The organism is Arthrobacter sp. CAN_A6, assembly GCF_015751715.1.
Lineage (GTDB): Bacteria > Actinomycetota > Actinomycetes > Actinomycetales > Micrococcaceae > Arthrobacter_D.
Map to the genome: position 1 here is coordinate 95,782 of NZ_JADOUV010000006.1, position 17,215 is coordinate 112,996.

The following is a 17,215-nucleotide window of genomic DNA, read 5'->3' on the forward strand; positions in this document are numbered from 1 at the left end:
AATGAACGAACGGGAAGGGTGGGCATGACGGATGACGCCGAGCGGCTCCTTTCCTCCTCCAGCGACCTCGCCGGCTTCTCCCGAAGGGCCTTCCTGGCCGGCTCGGGACTGGGGCTGACGCTGGTCGCCGACCTCGCAGTGACCAGGCGCATCCAGCGGCAGCGCGAGGAACTGCGCATCCTCCCCCTCGATGACGACTCGGCCGGAACCAGCTTTCCCGATGCCTCCTGGGTACTCTTCCCGGGCTACAAGACCAGTTGGGAGGAGGGCCTCTGGATCCTGAACTCCCTCCGGCCCGCGCTGTCCCGGCGGGGCCGGATGGCGGTGGTGGGCTACTCGAACCGGGGCCTGGACATCAACAACATCGTGGCGGCGATGAACCGCTACGTGCGCAACTTCCAGCTCGAGAAGCTGTATTTCTACGGTCACAGCTTCGGCGGCATGGTGGCCGTCGAAGTGGCGGCACGCCTTGCGGAGCGGGGCATCCCGGTGGAGCTGATCCTGCTCGACTCGAGCCCGCACAGCAGGGCTGACGTGCTGGACCAGCGGATGTTCGAGGGCGTGGTCTTCCTGTACGAGGCCGGGTACCGGGTGCCCATTGTGGTGCGCGGTGGATACGAACTGGGGGAGCGCATCGTCCATAAGAATGAGCGCACGTGGCGCCAGATCCTGGACCAGACCCTCGAACAGCTTTCCCCACTCGCCCCCAGCAGCGTCCTCATCCAGTCCCAGGCGTCCTACATCTACCGCTTCAATATCGGGCGCTTCCAGGGTGCGCTGGGGGAAACCCGCATGGCGTTCGTCGGCAACCCGAACGACGCCGTCGTCGACTATGCGCTCGCCCGGACGGGGTGGGCGTCCGCGTTTCCCGACAACCTGGTCTCCGCCGACTCCGTCACCACCGGTGCGCTTCCGGCCCACGCGAGTCCCCAGTGGAACCCGCTGATCTACCGGACCCTCGTCCGAACGATCCAGGACAACCTCATTCCGCTGCCGACGGGCGGCGGGAGGAAAATAGCGTTCTAGCGGAACCGCACCTGGTCGGTTCAAGCCCCGTCGGTTCACACCTGGTCGATGAGGTCGGCCACTGAATTGACGATCTGGTCCGGCCGGAAGGGGTACGCATCGATGTCGTCGGGCTGGGTGATGCCGCTGAGGACAAGGACCGTGTGGAGCCCGGCCTCCATGCCAGCGATGATGTCTGTGTCCATCCGGTCGCCGATCATCGCCGTCGTCTCCGAATGCGCATCGATCTGGTTCATCGCTGAGCGGAACATCATGGGATTGGGCTTCCCGACGATGTAGGGGGCCCGGTTGGTCGCCGCGGTGATCATCGCCGCGATCGCTCCGGTCGCGGGGAGGGGGCCCTCCTTCGAGGGACCCGTGACGTCGGGGTTCGTGGCAATGAAACGGGCGCCGTCGAGGATCAGCCGAACCGCCTTGGTGATCGCCTCGAAGGAGTAGGTGCGGGTTTCGCCGAGCACCACATAGTCGGGGTTGGAGTCGGTGAGGACGAAGCCGGCTTCGTGCAGCGCCGTCGTCAGCCCGGCCTCCCCGATCACGTAGGCCCGGCCGCCGGGAAGCTGGCCCTTGAGGAACTGTGCCGTGGCCAGGGCCGAGGTCCACAGGTTCTCCTCGGGAATCTCGAGCCCCGAGGCCTTCAGCCGCGCGGCAAGGTCCCTCGGCGTGTAGATGGAGTTGTTGGTCAGCACGAGGAAACGCTTCGACGTGGCCACCCAGCGGTCGATGAGCTCTGCTGCCCCGGGAATGGGGTGGTTCTCATGGACAAGCACGCCGTCCATGTCGGTAAGCCAGCATTCGATGTGTTCGTTTTCCCGCATGGGCTTCCTTCGCTTGTGGACGCTTCCGAAGATCAGGTCCAGTCTTTCACCTTAGGCTGAAGGGGTGAAAGAGAGTACAGATACGGCAACTGATCCGACGCCGACCGACCCCCTGACCGCCGTCGGCGTGGGTCCGTGGCAGGGCGAATGGCCGGAGGGCGGGCAGTGGGACGAGGAGCTTCTTGCCGCGGGGGACACGCGCAACGTGGTGGACGCCTACCGGTACTGGAAGCACGACGCCATCGTGGCTGACCTCGACACCCGACGGCACCCCTTCCATGTCGCCATCGAGAACTGGCAGCACGACCTCAATATCGGTTCAGTGGTCCGCACCGCCAACGCCTTCCTGGCGAAGGAGGTCCACATCATCGGACGACGCCGGTGGAATCGGCGCGGCGCGATGGTCACCGACCGCTACCAGCATGTACGGCACCACCCGACCGTCGAGGATTTCGTCGCCTGGGCGCAGGGCGAGGAACTGCGCATCGTGGGAATCGACAACTTCCCCGATTCCGTGCCGCTCGAGACCTATGAGCTTCCGGAGAGATGCGTCCTCGTGTTCGGGCAGGAGGGGCCCGGCCTGACGGCCGAGGTCCATGCCGCGGCCGATGCAACCCTGTCCATCGCACAGTTCGGTTCAACCCGGTCCATGAATGCCTCCGCGGCTGCGGCCATCGCCATGCACGGCTGGGTTCGCCGGCATGTGTTCGGGCAGGGCATCTAGGGCCCGTCCGCTGCCGGTTCGTCGTGGGTTCGCCTTCTGCGCAGCCCTGCGCAGGCACCTCCTGATCGCTAGGATGAAGCAAGCAGTTCCCATCCATGAAGGAGTCAGCAGCATGCCAATTGCCACACCTGAGGTCTACGCCGACATGATCGACCGCGCGAAGGCGGGTGGATTCGCCTACCCGGCCGTGAACGTCACCTCTTCCCAGACCCTGAACGCTGCGATGCGCGGATTCGCCGAGGCCGGGTCCGACGGCATCGTCCAGGTTTCCACCGGCGGGGCGGCTTACTGGTCCGGCGCGAGCGTCAAGGACATGGTGGCCGGTTCACTGGGTTTCGCGGCTTTTGCCCATGAGGTTGCCAAGAAGTATGACGTGAACATCGCGCTCCATACCGACCACTGCCCGAAGGACAAGCTGGACGGCTTCGTACTGCCGCTGCTCGCGGCGTCGGAGGAGGCAGTGAAGAACGGTGGCAACCCGATTTTCCAGTCGCACATGTGGGACGGTTCGGCGGAGACGCTCGAGGAGAACCTGCGCATCGCCCGGGAGATCCTCCCCCGTGCTGCCGCCGCGAAGATCATCCTCGAGGTGGAGATCGGCACCGTCGGCGGCGAGGAGGACGGTGTGGAGAACGCCATCAACGACAAGCTGTACACCACGGTCGAGGATGCCCTCGCCACGATCGACGCACTGGGTGCGGGCGAGCACGGGCGGTACCTGACAGCGCTCACCTTCGGCAACGTGCACGGCGTCTACAAGCCCGGCGGCGTGAAACTGCGCCCCGAGATCCTCAAGGACATCCAGCAGCAGGTGGGCACCAAGCTCGGCAGGGACAAGCCCTTCGACCTCGTGTTCCACGGCGGTTCAGGGTCCAGCGAGCAGGAAATAGCCGACGCCGTGTCCTACGGGGTCATCAAGATGAACATCGACACCGACACCCAGTACGCCTTCACCCGCCCGGTGGCCGATCACATGCTGCGCAACTACGACGGCGTCCTGAAGGTCGACGGCGAAGTCGGCAACAAGAAGGTCTACGATCCCCGCGTATGGGGTGCGTCCGCCGAGGCCGGACTTGCTGCGCGTGTGGTCGAGGCCGCCGCGTCCCTCGGTTCCGCCGGAAAGAAGCTCTAGGACATGTCCGACGAATTCCGCAGGAACCTGATGGGCCCCGAGCCCACCCACCTCCCCGAAGAGCCCGACGTCATCCAGCGGCTGGCGGCCGGGGATGAAGCAGTGGACCTCGCGGCCCGGCACCCGACGTCGTCCCTGGTGTGGGCCATCCTCGCTGACGAGGCATACGCCGAGGGCCGCACGATCGAGTCCTACGCCTATGCGCGCACCGGCTATCACCGCGGACTCGATGCACTGCGGCGCAGCGGGTGGCGTGGAACCGGTCCGGTGCCGTATTCGCACGAGCCCAATCGCGGGTTCCTCCGGGCACTGTACGCGCTCGGGCGGGCGGCGGCGTCCATCGGCGAGATCGAGGAAGCTGAACGGATTGCCGTGCTGCTGCGGGATTCCGACCCGGAGGCGAGTGCGCAACTGGGGGCCTAGCTCCCGGCGCACAACCTATAACAAGTAGCACATCCGACCTCGATAAGGGAGCCACCATTCCGGTGGCTCCCTTATTGTCGTCAAAGTCCCGTAGAAAACGGAAGGAGCCCGTAGCTCCACGTAAAACTACTTGGTTCAGCCAAGGAGAAACAGGTAGTAGTAACGGTTGTGCAACATTCAAGAATGAGTCCACAGTTAAAGGAGTAGGCCAACGTGTTTCACGAGACGAAAGGTACACAATGTCCCTTGCTGGAGTTGTTACGGGAGAGCTCTACACCGTGTCGGAGGTAGCCGCCCTGATGCGGGTGTCGAAGATGACGGTTTACCGCATGGTCCAGTCCGGTGCCATCAACAGCATCCGCTTCGGGCGCTCCTACCGTGTGCCCGAGGATGCGGTCCGGAAGTACCTGGAACTGATGAACCCTGGCCACTAGGCAGGACGCCCGGGCATCATCCCGGATGAACGATCGTCGTCACCACCGCCACGAGGGCCGGGGTCGGCGGCGCTGAACTGAAACCGAACCGCACGGGCGGACTCACGGGGGCGAGCGTCCCCAGATCCTCCCCGCGCCAGGACGCGGAAGCGCCGGCGATGGAGCGGACCGAAAGAACGCCGTAGTACTCGCGGCGGCCGTTGCCCGCCGATCCCGCTGTCCGGACGCCTCTCATCAGCACGCGGGCAACCGGATTGAGCAACGTGAGCCAGCGCGGGCTGGTGGCAAGGCGCTTCGGAACGAGTCCCAGCAGCCGTCCGAGGACCGTCGTCCCGCCGATATCGGCTGCAAGCTGCAGGACCCCGGCGTCGAGCGTGAGGTGCCGGGCGGTGAGCGTCCAGGCCACAGGCGTGATGACGACGTCGTCGAACGTGTAGGTAGCCCCGACATACTCGGCAATCGCCTGCTCCGGCGCCAGCAGTGTCCGGCGGCCTGCAGAGTCCTCGATCATGATGTCAGCGAACCGTCCGAAGCGGGACGAGTCCCAAAGGCCCACCACCAGCCGGGTTCCCGATGCGGTGCCGATGCCGACGATGTGTCCAACGAAACGGTCCATGAACCCATTCTCCCGGCAGCGCCGGACCACTTTCGACGCCCGCTCGCCCGCTCGGCTAAACTCGGGGAGTAAGAGCCCCAGAGTCCGCGGCGGGTACGCGAAGGATTCTTGGGGCGTTCTCATGCACGGCTCCAGGCGGGTCCCGGAACGGGGACGCGGGATCCGTGACTAATGGGGGAGGATCCCATGCCAGCAATCGTGATTGTCGGAGCCCAGTGGGGCGACGAGGGTAAGGGCAAGGCAACCGACCTGCTCGGCGGGCGTGTCGACTACGTCGTGAAGCCCAACGGCGGCAACAACGCCGGCCACACGGTGGTGGTGGGAGGCGAGAAGTACGAACTGAAGCTCCTTCCTGCAGGCATCCTCAGCCCGAATGCCGTTCCGATCATCGGCAACGGCTGCGTCATCAACCTCGAGGCTCTCTTCGAGGAGATCGACGGCCTTCAGGCGCGTGGAGCTGACACCTCGAAGCTGCGGGTCTCGGCCAACGCCCACCTCGTGGCCCCCTACCACCAGGTCCTCGACAAGGTCACCGAGCGCTTCCTCGGAAAGCGCGCCATCGGCACCACGGGCCGCGGCATCGGCCCCGCCTACATGGACAAGGTGGCGCGGCTGGGTCTGCGTGTCCAGGACGTCTTCGACGAATCGATCCTTCGCCAGAAGGTCGAGGGGTCGCTGAAGCAGAAGAACGAATTGCTGGTCAAGGTCTACAACCGCCGCGACGTCGAGGTGGAGGAGGTAGTGGAGTACTTCCTGTCCTTCGCCGATCGCCTGCGCCCGCTCGTCATCGACTCCACGTTCGTCCTCAACCAGGCGCTCGACGCCGGCAAGGTGGTCCTCATGGAGGGCGGCCAGGCCACGTTCCTCGACGTGGACCACGGCACCTACCCGTTCGTGACGTCGTCGAACCCCACCGCAGGCGGCGCGTCGGTCGGCTCGGGCATCGGCCCCACCCGGATCAACCGTGCGGTGGGCATTATCAAGGCCTACACAACGCGCGTCGGGGCGGGCCCGTTCCCCACCGAGCTGTTCGATGACATGGGAATGTACCTGCAGAAGAAGGGCGGCGAGTTCGGCGTGAACACCGGCCGGCCGCGGCGCTGCGGCTGGTACGACGCCGTGCTGGCGCGCCACGCCTCACGGGTCAACGGCTTCACCGACTACTTCGTGACCAAACTCGACGTCCTCACCGGCATCGAGCGGATCCCGGTGTGCGTCGCCTACGACGTCGACGGCGTCCGGCACGACGAGATGCCGATGACGCAGACCGAGTTCCACCACGCGAAGCCCATCTTCGAGTACTTCGACGGCTGGACGGAGGACATCACGACCGCCCGCACCATCGAGGACCTTCCGGAGAACGCGCAGGCCTATGTACGTGCCCTGGAGAAGATTTCCGGCACAAGGTTCTCGGCGATCGGCGTCGGCCCCGACCGTGACCAGACGATCGTGGTCAACGACCTCATCGCTGGCTGAACCGTGAACTGAACTGAGCTGAACTGTGGGCCGGGTGAGGTAGCTTCGCTACCAGCCCCAGGTGCCGGGGGCTCCCTTGAACGGGCCCACGATCCCCTCGGTGATCCAGCCCCCGTAGAAATCGCCGTCCTGCGCCTGCACGATCTCACCGTCGACCTCGCAGCTGTCCATCCTGCCGGGGTAGATGGCAGCCCGCGTGGACAGGTCCTCGTAGCCGCGCACCGGCCGGGGGTAGGTCCAGGCCCCGCGCGGGACACGGGATCCGCCTGCTCCGACGTCGAAATAGGCAGCTTCTCCCTTGAATTCGCAGAAGGTCGTGCCTGCCGACGGAACCAGCACGCCGGGCGCGAAGTCGGCGAGCGGGAGGTAGTAGACCGGAGGGTGGCTCGTCTCGAGCACCCGCACGGCGTTGGTCGTGTCGGCGATGAGAGTCCCGCCGAAACGCACCCCGACCCTCCCGGACACCTGCTCGACCCGTGGTGGCCGGGGGTAATCCCACACGCTTTCCTGACCGGGCCCTGGAATGATCCGCGATTTCTTCATGAACCAACCGTAACAACGCGGCCCTGGGAAAGGGGTGGCAACTCTGTAGGCTTGGGGGAAACGTCATCGACGGGATTAGGGCGGCACGGATGTTAGTCAGCGTAGGGCAGTTTCGACCGGGCGGGGACACCGCAAGCAATCTCGAGGTGATGCGCGGGCTCGCCGCTGAAGCGAGCGCAGCGGGATCGGACCTCATCGTGTTTCCCGAGGAGTCGATGTTCTCGATCGGGAAGGTCGAAGGGCCGCTGCAGGTCGCGGTCGACGCCAACTGGACCGGATTCGTGCAGCAGTTGTCCTTCCTCGCAGCGGAGCACGATATCGCCGTCGTGGCCGGCGGGTACGAGTCCAGCGGCGAGGAGCGTCCGTTCAATACGCTCGTCCTCATCGACAGGACGGGCCGGATCGCGGACACCTACCGGAAACTGCACCTGTACGACGCCTTCAGCTATCAGGAGTCCAGCCGGATCAAACCGGGCGACGGCGGCATCAAAGTGGTGCCGGTGGGCGACATGTCGGTTGGCCTCATGACCTGCTACGACATCCGGTTCCCTGAACAGGCACGGGCGCTCGCCGATGCCGGCGCCGACCTCATCTGTGTTCCCGCAGCCTGGTTCAAGGGCGAGCACAAGGTGGAACACTGGGAAACCCTGCTCCGGGCGCGGGCCATCGAGAACACGGTGTGGGTGGCCGCAGCCGGTACCTCGAGCAAGCACACGATCGGCCACTCGGCCATCCTCGATCCGATGGGTGTTGCACACGTGTACCTCGAGGATGAGGAACGCGGGGTGGTCACCACCGAGGTGACCCGCCGCAGGATCGACGATGTCCGCGAGTTCCTGCCAGTCCTGAACAACCGCCGTTTCGCCCGCAACAGTGAAATCGTCGAGCCGCACTGACTCGCCGTCCTCGGCTGAACGGGTTCATCGCCCGCTGCAGTAGGCTTGGACGGAAGTGCCGCACCGGGACCGACCCCCAACCGGTCCCGGTGCGGCCTTTTTCATGGCCCGTGTTCGGCCGCCCGTCAGGTGGTGATCTGCCGCTTCGAGGAAATCACTCCCGTGTTGAACCCGGCGAGGTTCAGCCCGCCGTGGAACCTCGCGTGCTCGATCTTGATGCAGCGGTCCATCACCACGGTCATGCCCGCGTCCTCGGCGTCCCGCGCCACGCCCTCATGCCAGGAACCGAGCTGAAGCCAGAGGGTTCTGGCACCCACGTCCCGCGCCTCCGCAAGCACCGAGGGCAGGTCGTCGTGCTTGCGGAAGACATCGACGACGTCGGGCACCTCCGGGAGGTCGGCGAGCGACGCGTAGGCGGGCTGGCCGAGGATCTCCTTCGCCACCGGATTCACGAAATACAGGCGGTAGGGCGAGGACGACTGCAGGTAGGTGGCCACGAAGTACGAGGCCCGCGAGGGTTTGTCCGAGGCGCCCACGATCGCGATCGACTTCGCCTGGCGCAGCAGGTTGAGGCGCTCGGGCGCTGATGGGCCTTCCCAGGTCCGGGCCGGCGTCGTCTGTTCTGTACCTGTGCTCATGCTCCAACTCCTACCGCACTGGTGCGGGACTGGTCCTGCTCGTTGCCGTCGGCCGGCACCTGCGGTAGCTCGGCGTCGTCGGCCGGGTCCTCGGTGGACACGACTGCCAGGTCAAGGGCCTGGTCGAGGTCCCACAGGATGTCCTCGAGGTCCTCGAGGCCCACGGAGATACGGACGAGGTCCTCGGGGATGCCGGCTGCCACCAGTTGATCCGCGGAAAGCTGCTGATGGGTGGTGGATCCGGGGTGGATCACGAGTGTCCGGGAATCACCGACGTTCGCCAGGTGCGAGGCCAGCTGCAGCGACTCGATAAATTTCTGTCCCGCTGCGCGTCCGCCTTTGACGCCGAAGCTGAAAACGGAACCGGGGCCATTCGGGAAGTACTTCTGGGCGCGGGCGGAATGCTGATGCGTCGGAAGTCCCGCATAGTTCACGTACTCGATCCGGGGGTCGGCCTGCAGCCATTCGGCGACGGCCTGGGCATTCTTCAGATGTTCGTCCAGGCGCTGGGCGAGGGTCTCAACGCCCTGCAGCAGCTGGAAGGCCGACATCGGCGACAGCGACGGTCCGATGTCGCGCAGCTGCTCCGTGCGGAGCTTCGTGAGGAACCCGTATTCGCCGAAGTTGGCCCACCACTGGATGTTGCCGTAGGAGGGCACGGGTTCGGTCATCATGGGGAACTTGCCGTTGCCCCAGTCGAAGCGGCCGCTCTCCACGATGACGCCGCCGAGGGTGGTTCCGTGGCCGCCGATGAACTTGGTGGCGGAGTGGATCACGATGTCGGCACCGTGTTCGATCGGCCGGATGAGGTACGGCGTGCTGAGCGTGGAATCGACGATGAAGGGCACTCCGGCGTCGGATGCGACTTTTGCGAGCCCCTCGAGGTCGGCGATCTCGCCGGAAGGGTTGGCGATGACTTCGGCGTAGACGGCCTTGGTGTTGTCCTGGATGGCGGCTGCGTAGTCCGCGGGGTCCGTGCCGGGGACGAAGGTGGTCTCGATTCCGAAGCGGCGCAGCGTGACGTCGAGCTGCGTCACCGTTCCCCCATACAGCTGGGACGCCGCGACGATGTGGTCGCCGGCCTGGCAGAGGGCGGCGAAGGTGATGAACTCGGCGCTCATGCCCGATGCCGTGGCCACCGCTCCGATGCCGCCCTCGAGGGAGGCGATGCGCTCCTCGAACGCGGCGACGGTGGGGTTGCCGATGCGGGAGTAGATATTGCCGTACTTCTGCAGCGCGAAGAGGTTCGCGGCGTCGTTGGTGTCCTTGAACACGAACGACGTCGTCTGGTAGATGGGCACTGCGCGTGCGCCGTGGGTTGCATCGGGTGTACCGCCGGCGTGGAGTGCCCGGGTACGGAAACCGAAAGTCTTCTCTGCCATCAAACGCCTGCCTTGCTGGTAAGGGGTGTGTCCAGGTGGAAGTCGACGCCGGCCTTCGCCGCGGCGTCTGCCTCGAGTTCGCGGACGATCGGCATCACGTCCCTGCCGAAGGCCTCGACTTCCTCCTGGAAGTGGAGGTAGCACGTGAGGAGGAGGTTCACTCCGATTTTCTTGTACTCGACGATCCGCTCGGCGATCTGCTCGGGGGTGCCGATGAGCTGGGTCTTGAAACCGTCGTTGTACTGGATGAGGTCCTCGAACGAGGAATCCGCCCACATGCCCTTTCCGTCGACGGTGGAGGCGCCGGCTTCCTGGACGGCGTCGCGGAATCCCTCGACGGCCGGACGGTGCGCCTTCGCGACGATCTCGCGGAGTGTCTCTCGGGCCTCCTTCTCGGTGTCGCGGGCAATGACGAAGCCGTTGAGTCCGAACTTCGGGAAGCGTCCCACCTGCCCGGCTGACGCCTGGACCCCCGCGATGTTCTCCTGGAAGCCCTCGAGGTCCTTGCCGTTCGAGAAGTACCAGTCGGCCACGCGCCCGGCGGTGGCCTGGGCCGCCGTCGAGTTCCCGCCGAAGAAGATTTCGGGGTGGGCACGCCCGGGAACGTCCACGGGCGGCGGGTTCAGCGTGAAGTCGGTGATGTTGTAGTACTTGCCCTCCTGCGAGAAGTTCGTCTCGGTCCAGAGGCCGCGCAGGATCCGGATGAACTCCTCGGTGCGCACGTACCGCTCATCGTGCTCCAGCCAGGGCAGGCCGAAACCGGTGAACTCGTTCTTCAGCCAGCCGGACACGATGTTGACGGCGGCCCGCCCGTTGGAGATGTGGTCGGCGGTGATGATGAACTTCGCCAGCACACCGGGTTGCCACATGCCGGGGTGAACGGCGGCGATCACCTTCAGTTTTTCGGTGGCCGCGAGCAGGGCGAGGGAGAACGACGTCGCCTCGTGCTGCTTGTCCGCACCGTACGACGCCGCGTAGCGGGTCTGGGACAGTGCGTATTCGAAGCCGGCGTCCTCGGCGATCCGGGCCAGCTTCTTGTTGTAGTCGAAGTCCCAGCTGGTGCGCTGCTCGATGGTCGAGACCACGAGCCCGCCGCTGACGTTCGGGACCCAGTAGGCGAACTTGAGTGGTTGGGAAAGATCGGGAGTGCTCATGAATCCTCCATCGGCCCTGGCGGTAGCACCCTATTGCCGAGTGCTCGGAGCACGGGCCAGGGTTGCTGCGGCGTCAGTGAGCCAGATCTCTCGGCCGCTCGGGATGGTCACCTTCGAGTCTGACAGGGGGCAGGGGGCGGCACAAAGAATGTGTCGTCCGAGAACGTCACATTGGGACGGACAGCTCCGTGGCGTCCCGTACCCTTGACCGATGGAATCCTGGCGGTCGGCGGAGCGCACCGGCGAATCAGCCCTCTGGCGGACCGTGTTCTGGGCGGCTGCCGTGGTGGCCGCCACCCTCCTTCTCAGCATCGTCCTGGTGCTTCGTGACCCGGGCCCTTCCGTCAGCGGATGGTTCTATGTCCAGCAGGCAGGGATGCTCATTCCCTGCTCGGCTCTCGTCCTGCTGGCCCTCGGAAAGTGGCGCCGGGCCCGCAGAGTGGTCCGGGAGCGGCGGAGCGCCCACTAGCGCACCGTCACCGCCCGGCCAGCACCGCCGCAATGCCCGGGATGCAGTCCTCGTTCTGCAGCGACGTGGTATCGCCGAGCGTGCCGCCCTCGTACAGCTGCGTCAACAGGCGGCGCATGATCTTCCCGGACCGCGTCTTCGGAACGTCGTCGACCACCACGACGGCGGCAGGCCGTGCGACCGGCCCGATCACCTTCGTGACGTGGGCCCGCAGCGCGGAACGGATGTCCTGCGAGCGGTCCGCACCGGGGGCCAGCACCACGAAGGCCACAATCGCATGCCCTGTCAGCGGGTCAGCCACCGGGCACACTCCGGCCTCCGTCACGAAGGGGTGTGCCACGAGCGCCGATTCGATCTCGATCGTCGACAGCCGGTGCCCCGACACGTTGATGACGTCGTCCACCCGGCCCAGGATCCAGGTGTCGCCGTCGTCGTCGTACTTGGCCCCGTCACCAGCGAGGAACCAGCCCTGCGCCGCGAACTTCCGCCAGTAGGAGTCGAGGTAGCGCTGCGGATCGCCCCAGACGGTCCGGGCCATGGCGGGGCCGTGCCTGTCCACCACGATCAGCCCCTGAACGCCCGGCGGCACGGGATCTCCGGCGTCGTCGACGATGCGGGTGCTGACCCCGGGTAGCGCGCGGGAGGCGCAGCCCGGCTTGAAGCACTCGTCCGATTGACTGGGGGAGAGCACCGTGGCGCCTGTCTCGGACTGCCACCAGGTGTCCACGACGGGTACGGTTCCCCGGCCGAGGTTGGCCCGGAACCAGCGCCAGGCCTCGGGGTTGACGGCCTCGCCGACGGTTCCGAGGACGCGGATGCTCGAGAGGTCGTATCCGGCGGGAACGCCGTCGGGGAACCAGCCCATGAGCGAGCGCACCAGCGTGGGGGCGGTGTAGTAGCTGGTGACGCCGTAGCGCTCGATGACCTCGAAGTGGCGGCCGGGGTGCGGGGTGTTGGGCGTTCCCTCGAAGATCACCTGCGTGGCGCCGTTGGAGAGCGGGCCGTAGATCTCATAGGTGTGGGCGGTGACCCAGGCGAGGTCGGCCGTGCACCAGTGGACATCCGTGGAGCGCAGCGCCGGGTCGGGGTTGCTGAACAGGTGCTCGAAGCTCCACGAGGCCTGCGTGAGATAACCGCCTGAGGTGTGCACCAGGCCCTTCGGTTTCCCCGTGGTGCCCGAGGTGTACATGATGAACAGCGGAGTTTCGGCGTCGAACGCCTCCGCTTCGTGGAACGGCGACGCAGTGTCGACGGCATCGTGCCACCAGACGTCTCGCCCCGGTGTCCAGTCGATCTCGGAGCCGGTGCGACGGATCACGAGGACATGCTCGATGGAATCCACACCGGCGACGGCGGCGTCGGCGTTGCCCTTGACGGGTACCGCCTTCCCCCGGCGGTACTGTCCGTCCGTGGTGACGAGCAGTTTCGCCCCGGTGTCCTCGACCCGGAAGCGCAGTGCCTCGGCAGAGAAACCGCCGAAGACGAGCGAGTGGACGGCGCCGATCCGGGCGCACGCCAGCGTCACCACCACCGTTTCGACGAGGACGGGGAGGTAGATGACCACGCGGTCGCCCTTCCCGACGCCGAGGGCCGATAGCGCGTTCGCTGCGCGGGCCACATCCTCCTGCAGGTCGGAGTAGGTGACCGCGCGGCGGTCGCCCGGCTCGCCTTCGAAGAACAGTGCAGTCCTGCCGCCGTTGCCCGCCGCGACGTGCCGGTCCACACAGTTTTCAGCGACGTTGAGTTTTCCGCCCGCGAACCATTCGATCACCGGGACGGACAGGTCGCCGCCCGGGGCCGGGCGTGCCGGCTCGAAGGTGTGGGCCGTGTGCCATTCCTCGGCCCAGTCGAGTCGGCGGGCCTGCTCTTCCCAGAACGAGATGCGCCCGGTCTCGGTCCGGAGGGGGTCCTGCTCGCCGATCCTCACACCCATCGGCGGACAGCCCACCTTTCAGCCAGGCCCAGCAGGGCATCCGTGGTCTTGCCGATCACTGCGAGCAGGATGATCGCCAGGAGGATGCGGTCCACCCGGCCGTTGTTCTGCGAATCGATGAGCAGGAAGCCGAGGCCCATCGAGGACGCGATGAGTTCGGCTGCCACCAGGAACAGCCAGGACTGCGCCAGGGCGAGCCTCAGTCCGGAGAAGAGTGCCGGAACGACGGCGGGCAGCTGCACGGTGGTGAGGAGCCGGACGCCGCTCAGCCCGAAGGCCCGCGCTGCCTCCACCAGGTTGCGGTCCACGTGGCGCAGCCCGAGGTAGAGCGTGGTGAAGACGGGAAAGAAAGCTCCGATCATGATGAGCGTGACCTTCGAGTCCTCGTTGATGCCGATCCACAGGATGAGCAGCGGAACCCAGGCGAGGGAGGGCACAGCCCGGATTGCCCCCACCGTGGGAGTGAGCAGCAGATCGGCGATGCGGGACAGGCCGAGCAGTGCACCGAAGACGGTGCCGAGGGCTGCTCCGGCGAGGAACCCGATGAGCACGCGCTGTGTCGAGATGAGGATGTGGTTGATGAGCTCGCCGCGGTTGAACAGTTCGACCGCGGCAGCTCCCACGGCACGCGGTGACTGCAGTTCGGCTGGACTGAAATAGCCGGTCTCCGTGCTGATGTGCCACGCAACGAGGAGTGCCGCCGGAAAGATCAGGCCGATCAGGGCGGCAGCGACGCGATTGCGGGCCCGGCTACCGGTCGGTGGGGACGGAGCCTCCGGCACGACGCGGCTGACGGGGCCGACCGGTCCGACGGGGCCGACCGGGACGCCCGAAGCCCTGAGTCCACCCCTGGGGGCGGGCGTACCACCGGCGCCGGTCGTCCCTGTCATGAGGATGCCGCAATCGCTGCCGGATCAGCCCTCTTCACCAGCGAGTCGTCGAAAAGGGTGTCCAGCGCTTCGTCGATCTGCTCCTGGGTGGCGACGTCGCCGGTTTCCACGAAGACCGGGCCGATCTTCTCGAGCACCGTGCGCTGTGCGTCGCCGGGTGCCGGTTCGACGTCGAGGTTCGTACGGTCGATGATCACGGCACTTGCAACCGCCGGATCGATTCCTGCCACGTCGGCGAGGATTGCGGCGGTCTCCTCAGGATTGGCCTTGGCCCACTCGCGCGCCTTCTCGTACGCGTTGACGACGGTCTGGGCGACGTCGGGCTTCTCCTCCAGGAAGCTCTCCGTGGCGTTGAGGAACCCATAGGTGTTGAAATCGATGTTGCGGAAGAACAGCTCGGCACCGTCCTGCTCGGCCGAGGCCATGATGGGGTCGAGACCGGACCACGCATCCACGGCGCCGCTCGCAAGCGCGGCGCGCCCGTCAGCATGCTGGAGGTTCTGGACCTCCACCTCGGACTGGTCGATCCCGGCCGATTCGAGGGCCTGCAACAGGAAGAAGTAGGGATCGGTGCCCTTGGTAGCGGCGACCGACTTGCCGCGGAGATCCTCGACACTCTCGATCCCCGAGCCCGGCAGGGCCACGAGGGCGGCCCATTCCGGCTGGGAGTAGATGTCGATGGCTTTGATCGGGGAGCCGTTGGAGCGGGCCAGCAGGGCAGCCGATCCGGCGGTGGAGCCGACGTCGATAGCACCGGCACGCAGGGCCTCGTTGGCCTTGTTGGAGCCGGCCGACTGCACCCAGTTCACGGTGATGTCCTGCTTGCCCAATTCATCCTCGAGCCAGCCCTGTTCCTTGATGACGAGGCTGAGGGGATTGTAGGTGGCGAAGTCGATGTTCAGGGTGCCGCCTTCGGTTGCTCCGTCTGTGGCCACGGTGTCGGCCGACGTCGAGGCGTTTTCACCCGCGAGGCACCCGGTCAGGGCGACGGAAAGGGCAGTTGCGAGGGCGGCGGTCCGGAAGAGGGAACGGGGTTTCATGGGAATCCTTCGGAGAATCGATGATCGGCAGGCAGGAAAGTGGTCCGGAAAGACCAGGGACAGGAGACTTCGGGACTTGCGCGCGGGTCAGTGCCCGGAAACGCCCAGCATTCGAAGGAGAGAGCTGCGCAGGGCGCCGAGTTCGGCGGAGTTGCGGTCGCGGGGACGCTCTCCGGGAACGGGAACGAGCTCCGAGATGGTGGAGCCGGGGCCGTCGTCGTCGCGTCCCAGCACGAGGATGCGGTCGGCGAGCTGAAGGGCTTCGTCGACGTCGTGGGTCACCAGCAGCACCGTTGCGGGCTGCGACTGGTGGATTTCCAGGAGGAGGTCCTGCATCTTGATCCGGGTGAGTGCGTCAAGGGCGCCGAACGGCTCGTCGAGCAGGAGCACGCCCGGATTGCGTGCCAGTGCCCGGGCCAGCGACGTCCGCTGGGCCATGCCACCGGAGATCTCACGCGGGCGGTGCTTGGCGAAGCGGTCGAGGCCCACCAGCTTCAGGAGCTCGAGGACTTTCGCCTTGCCGGCACTGGCACTGGAGCTTTTCGGCAGGCCGATCGCCACATTCGCCTGCAGGGTATGCCAGGGAAGCAGCCGCGGTTCCTGGAAGGCCACGGCGCATCGTTCGTCGATTCCGTTGACCGGCGTTCCGTCGATCAGGACCGTCCCGGTGTCAGGAACATCGAGGCCGGCCGCGGCACGGAGGAGAGTGGACTTGCCGCAGCCGCTGGTGCCGAGGATGGCGAGGATCTCGCCTGCCCTGACGTCCACGGTGATGTTCCGCAGCACGACCTGCCGGTTCCCGGCGGAGCCGAAGCTGCGCCCGAGCTGTGAGAACCGAACGTCGAGCGCCTGCTTGCGGCGCGGTTCGGTGGTGGTGCGGGATGCCAAAACGGTCATGGTTACTCCATCGGTCCTGGCGGTAGCACCCTACGGAACAAGCCTTACCGGTGCCCTTCAGCGGCCGGCGCCCTTGGCTTGCTCCTTGTTATTGCCGGTATCAGGGGGATACGGACAACCAGGGTTGCTGCGGCTTCACTGATCCAGGTCTCTCAGCCGCTCGGGATGGTCACTTCTTATGAAACGCCCGGACGCCCCTTTCCCACAAGTCGGCGCCGTAACAAAGCGACACCCGGGACCGGCCGCCGGCCGACCGGAACGCCTAGGCTGGACGGAAGCCCGAGGGAAGGTACGCCATGGACCACCGGAACGACCCCGCCGTTCTTCGCCGGCTGTTGACGGTTCACGGCCGCTGGGCAGTGGTCGGTCTGTCGAGCAACCCTCGACGTGCGGCCGTCGGTGTCTCGCGCTTCCTCCTGGACCGGCTCGGGATGGAGATCGTCCCGGTGAGCCTGAAGGGAGACGACGTCCACGGGCAGGCCGGGTATCAGACCCTTGCGGAAATTCCGGGGCCCATCGACGTGGTCGACTGCTTCGTGAACTCGACGCGGGTGGGCGCCGTGGTGGACCAGGCGATTGCCGTGGGTGCCAAAGCGGTGTGGCTGCAGTTGGGTGTTATCGACGAATCTGCGGCGGAGCGAGCGAAGGCGGCCGGGCTCGACGTCGTCATGAATGCCTGTCCGGTCATCGAGGCACCGCAGTTCGGCCTGTAGCGTCGGGCCCCTAG

The 17,215-nt window shown here is 66.2% G+C and carries 19 protein-coding genes and 1 riboswitch; of the genes, 9 read left to right on the top strand and 10 right to left on the bottom strand.

The genetic code is table 11. From position 1 onward, the window contains the following. Positions 1 to 24: 24 nt before the first annotated feature. Positions 25 to 1,026: an alpha/beta fold hydrolase gene (locus IWX75_RS11425; protein ID WP_196822374.1), complete on the top strand. Its 1,002-nt coding sequence runs from the start codon at positions 25 to 27 to the stop codon at positions 1,024 to 1,026. A gap of 35 nt (positions 1,027 to 1,061) precedes the next feature. On the opposite strand, the gene IWX75_RS11430 is transcribed toward IWX75_RS11425, so the two are convergent. Then, the gene (locus IWX75_RS11430; RefSeq protein WP_196822375.1) at positions 1,062 to 1,841 is read right to left on the bottom strand and encodes an HAD-IIA family hydrolase; all 780 of its coding nucleotides are present in this window, start codon (positions 1,839 to 1,841) and stop codon (positions 1,062 to 1,064) included. Positions 1,842 to 1,905: 64 nt separating this feature from the next. On the opposite strand from IWX75_RS11430, the gene IWX75_RS11435 reads away from it, so the two are divergent. The 4 genes from IWX75_RS11435 to IWX75_RS11450 all read left to right on the top strand — a co-directional run bounded on the left by IWX75_RS11435 (position 1,906) and on the right by IWX75_RS11450 (position 4,554). Next, positions 1,906 to 2,565, top strand: coding sequence for a TrmH family RNA methyltransferase (locus IWX75_RS11435; RefSeq protein WP_196822376.1), 660 nt, complete (start codon positions 1,906 to 1,908; stop codon positions 2,563 to 2,565). Between the two features lie 112 nt (positions 2,566 to 2,677). Continuing rightward, entirely contained in the window at positions 2,678 to 3,697 is a 1,020-nt protein-coding gene (fbaA, locus tag IWX75_RS11440) for a class II fructose-bisphosphate aldolase (protein ID WP_196822377.1), read from the top strand. Between the two features lie 3 nt (positions 3,698 to 3,700). Next, positions 3,701 to 4,120 (top strand): DUF3151 domain-containing protein, encoded by a 420-nt coding sequence (locus tag IWX75_RS11445; protein WP_196822378.1) that lies wholly within the window; start codon positions 3,701 to 3,703, stop codon positions 4,118 to 4,120. A gap of 239 nt (positions 4,121 to 4,359) precedes the next feature. Further along, on the top strand, positions 4,360 to 4,554 hold the full coding sequence (locus IWX75_RS11450; RefSeq protein WP_196822379.1) for a helix-turn-helix domain-containing protein: 195 nt from the start codon (positions 4,360 to 4,362) through the stop codon (positions 4,552 to 4,554). 16 nt (positions 4,555 to 4,570) lie between these two features. Here IWX75_RS11450 and IWX75_RS11455 read toward each other — a convergent pair whose 3' ends face one another. Next, positions 4,571 to 5,170 (bottom strand): hypothetical protein, encoded by a 600-nt coding sequence (locus IWX75_RS11455; RefSeq protein WP_196822380.1) that lies wholly within the window; start codon positions 5,168 to 5,170, stop codon positions 4,571 to 4,573. 186 nt (positions 5,171 to 5,356) lie between these two features. Here IWX75_RS11455 and IWX75_RS11460 point away from each other — a divergent pair, with 186 nt between their 5' ends. Further along, the gene (locus IWX75_RS11460) at positions 5,357 to 6,646 is read left to right on the top strand and encodes an adenylosuccinate synthase (protein ID WP_196822381.1); all 1,290 of its coding nucleotides are present in this window, start codon (positions 5,357 to 5,359) and stop codon (positions 6,644 to 6,646) included. Between the two features lie 48 nt (positions 6,647 to 6,694). Here the strand turns inward: IWX75_RS11460 and IWX75_RS11465 are convergent, their stop codons facing one another. After that, positions 6,695 to 7,189, bottom strand: coding sequence for a DUF427 domain-containing protein (locus IWX75_RS11465; protein WP_196822382.1), 495 nt, complete (start codon positions 7,187 to 7,189; stop codon positions 6,695 to 6,697). Between the two features lie 89 nt (positions 7,190 to 7,278). Here IWX75_RS11465 and IWX75_RS11470 point away from each other — a divergent pair, with 89 nt between their 5' ends. Further along, positions 7,279 to 8,085 carry a carbon-nitrogen hydrolase family protein gene (locus IWX75_RS11470; RefSeq protein WP_196822383.1) on the top strand — a complete coding sequence of 269 codons (807 nt, stop codon included), beginning with the start codon at positions 7,279 to 7,281 and terminating at the stop codon, positions 8,083 to 8,085. A gap of 125 nt (positions 8,086 to 8,210) precedes the next feature. Here the strand turns inward: IWX75_RS11470 and IWX75_RS11475 are convergent, their stop codons facing one another. Genes IWX75_RS11475 through sfnG form a run of 3 tightly spaced genes read right to left on the bottom strand, consistent with a single transcriptional unit; the run spans position 8,211 to position 11,259 of the window. Then, positions 8,211 to 8,723, bottom strand: a complete 513-nt coding sequence (locus tag IWX75_RS11475) for a CoA-binding protein (RefSeq protein ID WP_196822384.1) — start codon at positions 8,721 to 8,723, stop codon at positions 8,211 to 8,213. Further along, on the bottom strand, positions 8,720 to 10,105 hold the full coding sequence (locus tag IWX75_RS11480) for an O-acetylhomoserine aminocarboxypropyltransferase/cysteine synthase family protein (RefSeq protein WP_334684283.1): 1,386 nt from the start codon (positions 10,103 to 10,105) through the stop codon (positions 8,720 to 8,722). Before IWX75_RS11480 ends, IWX75_RS11475 begins: the two co-directional genes overlap by 4 nt. After that, positions 10,105 to 11,259 (bottom strand): dimethylsulfone monooxygenase SfnG, encoded by a 1,155-nt coding sequence (gene sfnG, locus IWX75_RS11485; protein ID WP_196822385.1) that lies wholly within the window; start codon positions 11,257 to 11,259, stop codon positions 10,105 to 10,107. The genes IWX75_RS11480 and sfnG overlap by 1 nt, the downstream gene beginning before the upstream one ends. Positions 11,260 to 11,263: 4 nt before the next feature. Further along, positions 11,264 to 11,369, bottom strand: a riboswitch (SAM riboswitch). 101 nt (positions 11,370 to 11,470) lie between these two features. Here sfnG and IWX75_RS11490 point away from each other — a divergent pair. Next, on the top strand, positions 11,471 to 11,728 hold the full coding sequence (locus IWX75_RS11490; protein ID WP_196822386.1) for a hypothetical protein: 258 nt from the start codon (positions 11,471 to 11,473) through the stop codon (positions 11,726 to 11,728). A 7-nt stretch (positions 11,729 to 11,735) separates the two neighbouring features. On the opposite strand, the gene acs is transcribed toward IWX75_RS11490, so the two are convergent. From acs to IWX75_RS11510, 4 genes are all read right to left on the bottom strand, one after another. After that, the gene (acs, locus tag IWX75_RS11495) at positions 11,736 to 13,661 is read right to left on the bottom strand and encodes an acetate--CoA ligase (RefSeq protein WP_196822387.1); all 1,926 of its coding nucleotides are present in this window, start codon (positions 13,659 to 13,661) and stop codon (positions 11,736 to 11,738) included. After that, positions 13,652 to 14,551: an ABC transporter permease gene (locus tag IWX75_RS11500; protein ID WP_196822388.1), complete on the bottom strand. Its 900-nt coding sequence runs from the start codon at positions 14,549 to 14,551 to the stop codon at positions 13,652 to 13,654. Before IWX75_RS11500 ends, acs begins: the two co-directional genes overlap by 10 nt. Continuing rightward, complete coding sequence (locus IWX75_RS11505) at positions 14,548 to 15,591, bottom strand: aliphatic sulfonate ABC transporter substrate-binding protein (RefSeq protein ID WP_196822389.1); 1,044 nt, start codon at positions 15,589 to 15,591, stop codon at positions 14,548 to 14,550. The genes IWX75_RS11500 and IWX75_RS11505 overlap by 4 nt, the downstream gene beginning before the upstream one ends. A gap of 87 nt (positions 15,592 to 15,678) precedes the next feature. Continuing rightward, positions 15,679 to 16,488, bottom strand: coding sequence for an ABC transporter ATP-binding protein (locus tag IWX75_RS11510; RefSeq protein ID WP_196822390.1), 810 nt, complete (start codon positions 16,486 to 16,488; stop codon positions 15,679 to 15,681). A gap of 296 nt (positions 16,489 to 16,784) precedes the next feature. On the opposite strand from IWX75_RS11510, the gene IWX75_RS11515 reads away from it, so the two are divergent. Beyond that, positions 16,785 to 17,201 (top strand): CoA-binding protein, encoded by a 417-nt coding sequence (locus IWX75_RS11515; protein ID WP_196822391.1) that lies wholly within the window; start codon positions 16,785 to 16,787, stop codon positions 17,199 to 17,201. The last annotated feature ends 14 nt before the right edge of the window (positions 17,202 to 17,215 follow it).

Coding starts and splice junctions, on each gene's coding strand:
- IWX75_RS11425 (WP_196822374.1), top strand. CDS start 25: ATGACGGATGACGCCGAGCGGCTCCTTTCCTCCTCCAGCGACCTCGCC.
- IWX75_RS11430 (WP_196822375.1), bottom strand. CDS start 1,841: ATGCGGGAAAACGAACACATCGAATGCTGGCTTACCGACATGGACGGC.
- fbaA (WP_196822377.1), top strand. CDS start 2,678: ATGCCAATTGCCACACCTGAGGTCTACGCCGACATGATCGACCGCGCG.
- IWX75_RS11445 (WP_196822378.1), top strand. CDS start 3,701: ATGTCCGACGAATTCCGCAGGAACCTGATGGGCCCCGAGCCCACCCAC.
- IWX75_RS11450 (WP_196822379.1), top strand. CDS start 4,360: ATGTCCCTTGCTGGAGTTGTTACGGGAGAGCTCTACACCGTGTCGGAG.
- IWX75_RS11455 (WP_196822380.1), bottom strand. CDS start 5,170: ATGGACCGTTTCGTTGGACACATCGTCGGCATCGGCACCGCATCGGGA.
- IWX75_RS11460 (WP_196822381.1), top strand. CDS start 5,357: ATGCCAGCAATCGTGATTGTCGGAGCCCAGTGGGGCGACGAGGGTAAG.
- IWX75_RS11465 (WP_196822382.1), bottom strand. CDS start 7,189: ATGAAGAAATCGCGGATCATTCCAGGGCCCGGTCAGGAAAGCGTGTGG.
- IWX75_RS11470 (WP_196822383.1), top strand. CDS start 7,279: ATGTTAGTCAGCGTAGGGCAGTTTCGACCGGGCGGGGACACCGCAAGC.
- IWX75_RS11475 (WP_196822384.1), bottom strand. CDS start 8,723: ATGAGCACAGGTACAGAACAGACGACGCCGGCCCGGACCTGGGAAGGC.
- IWX75_RS11480 (WP_334684283.1), bottom strand. CDS start 10,105: ATGGCAGAGAAGACTTTCGGTTTCCGTACCCGGGCACTCCACGCCGGC.
- sfnG (WP_196822385.1), bottom strand. CDS start 11,259: ATGAGCACTCCCGATCTTTCCCAACCACTCAAGTTCGCCTACTGGGTC.
- IWX75_RS11490 (WP_196822386.1), top strand. CDS start 11,471: ATGGAATCCTGGCGGTCGGCGGAGCGCACCGGCGAATCAGCCCTCTGG.
- acs (WP_196822387.1), bottom strand. CDS start 13,661: ATGGGTGTGAGGATCGGCGAGCAGGACCCCCTCCGGACCGAGACCGGG.
- IWX75_RS11500 (WP_196822388.1), bottom strand. CDS start 14,551: ATGACAGGGACGACCGGCGCCGGTGGTACGCCCGCCCCCAGGGGTGGA.
- IWX75_RS11505 (WP_196822389.1), bottom strand. CDS start 15,591: ATGAAACCCCGTTCCCTCTTCCGGACCGCCGCCCTCGCAACTGCCCTT.
- IWX75_RS11510 (WP_196822390.1), bottom strand. CDS start 16,488: ATGACCGTTTTGGCATCCCGCACCACCACCGAACCGCGCCGCAAGCAG.
- IWX75_RS11515 (WP_196822391.1), top strand. CDS start 16,785: ATGGACCACCGGAACGACCCCGCCGTTCTTCGCCGGCTGTTGACGGTT.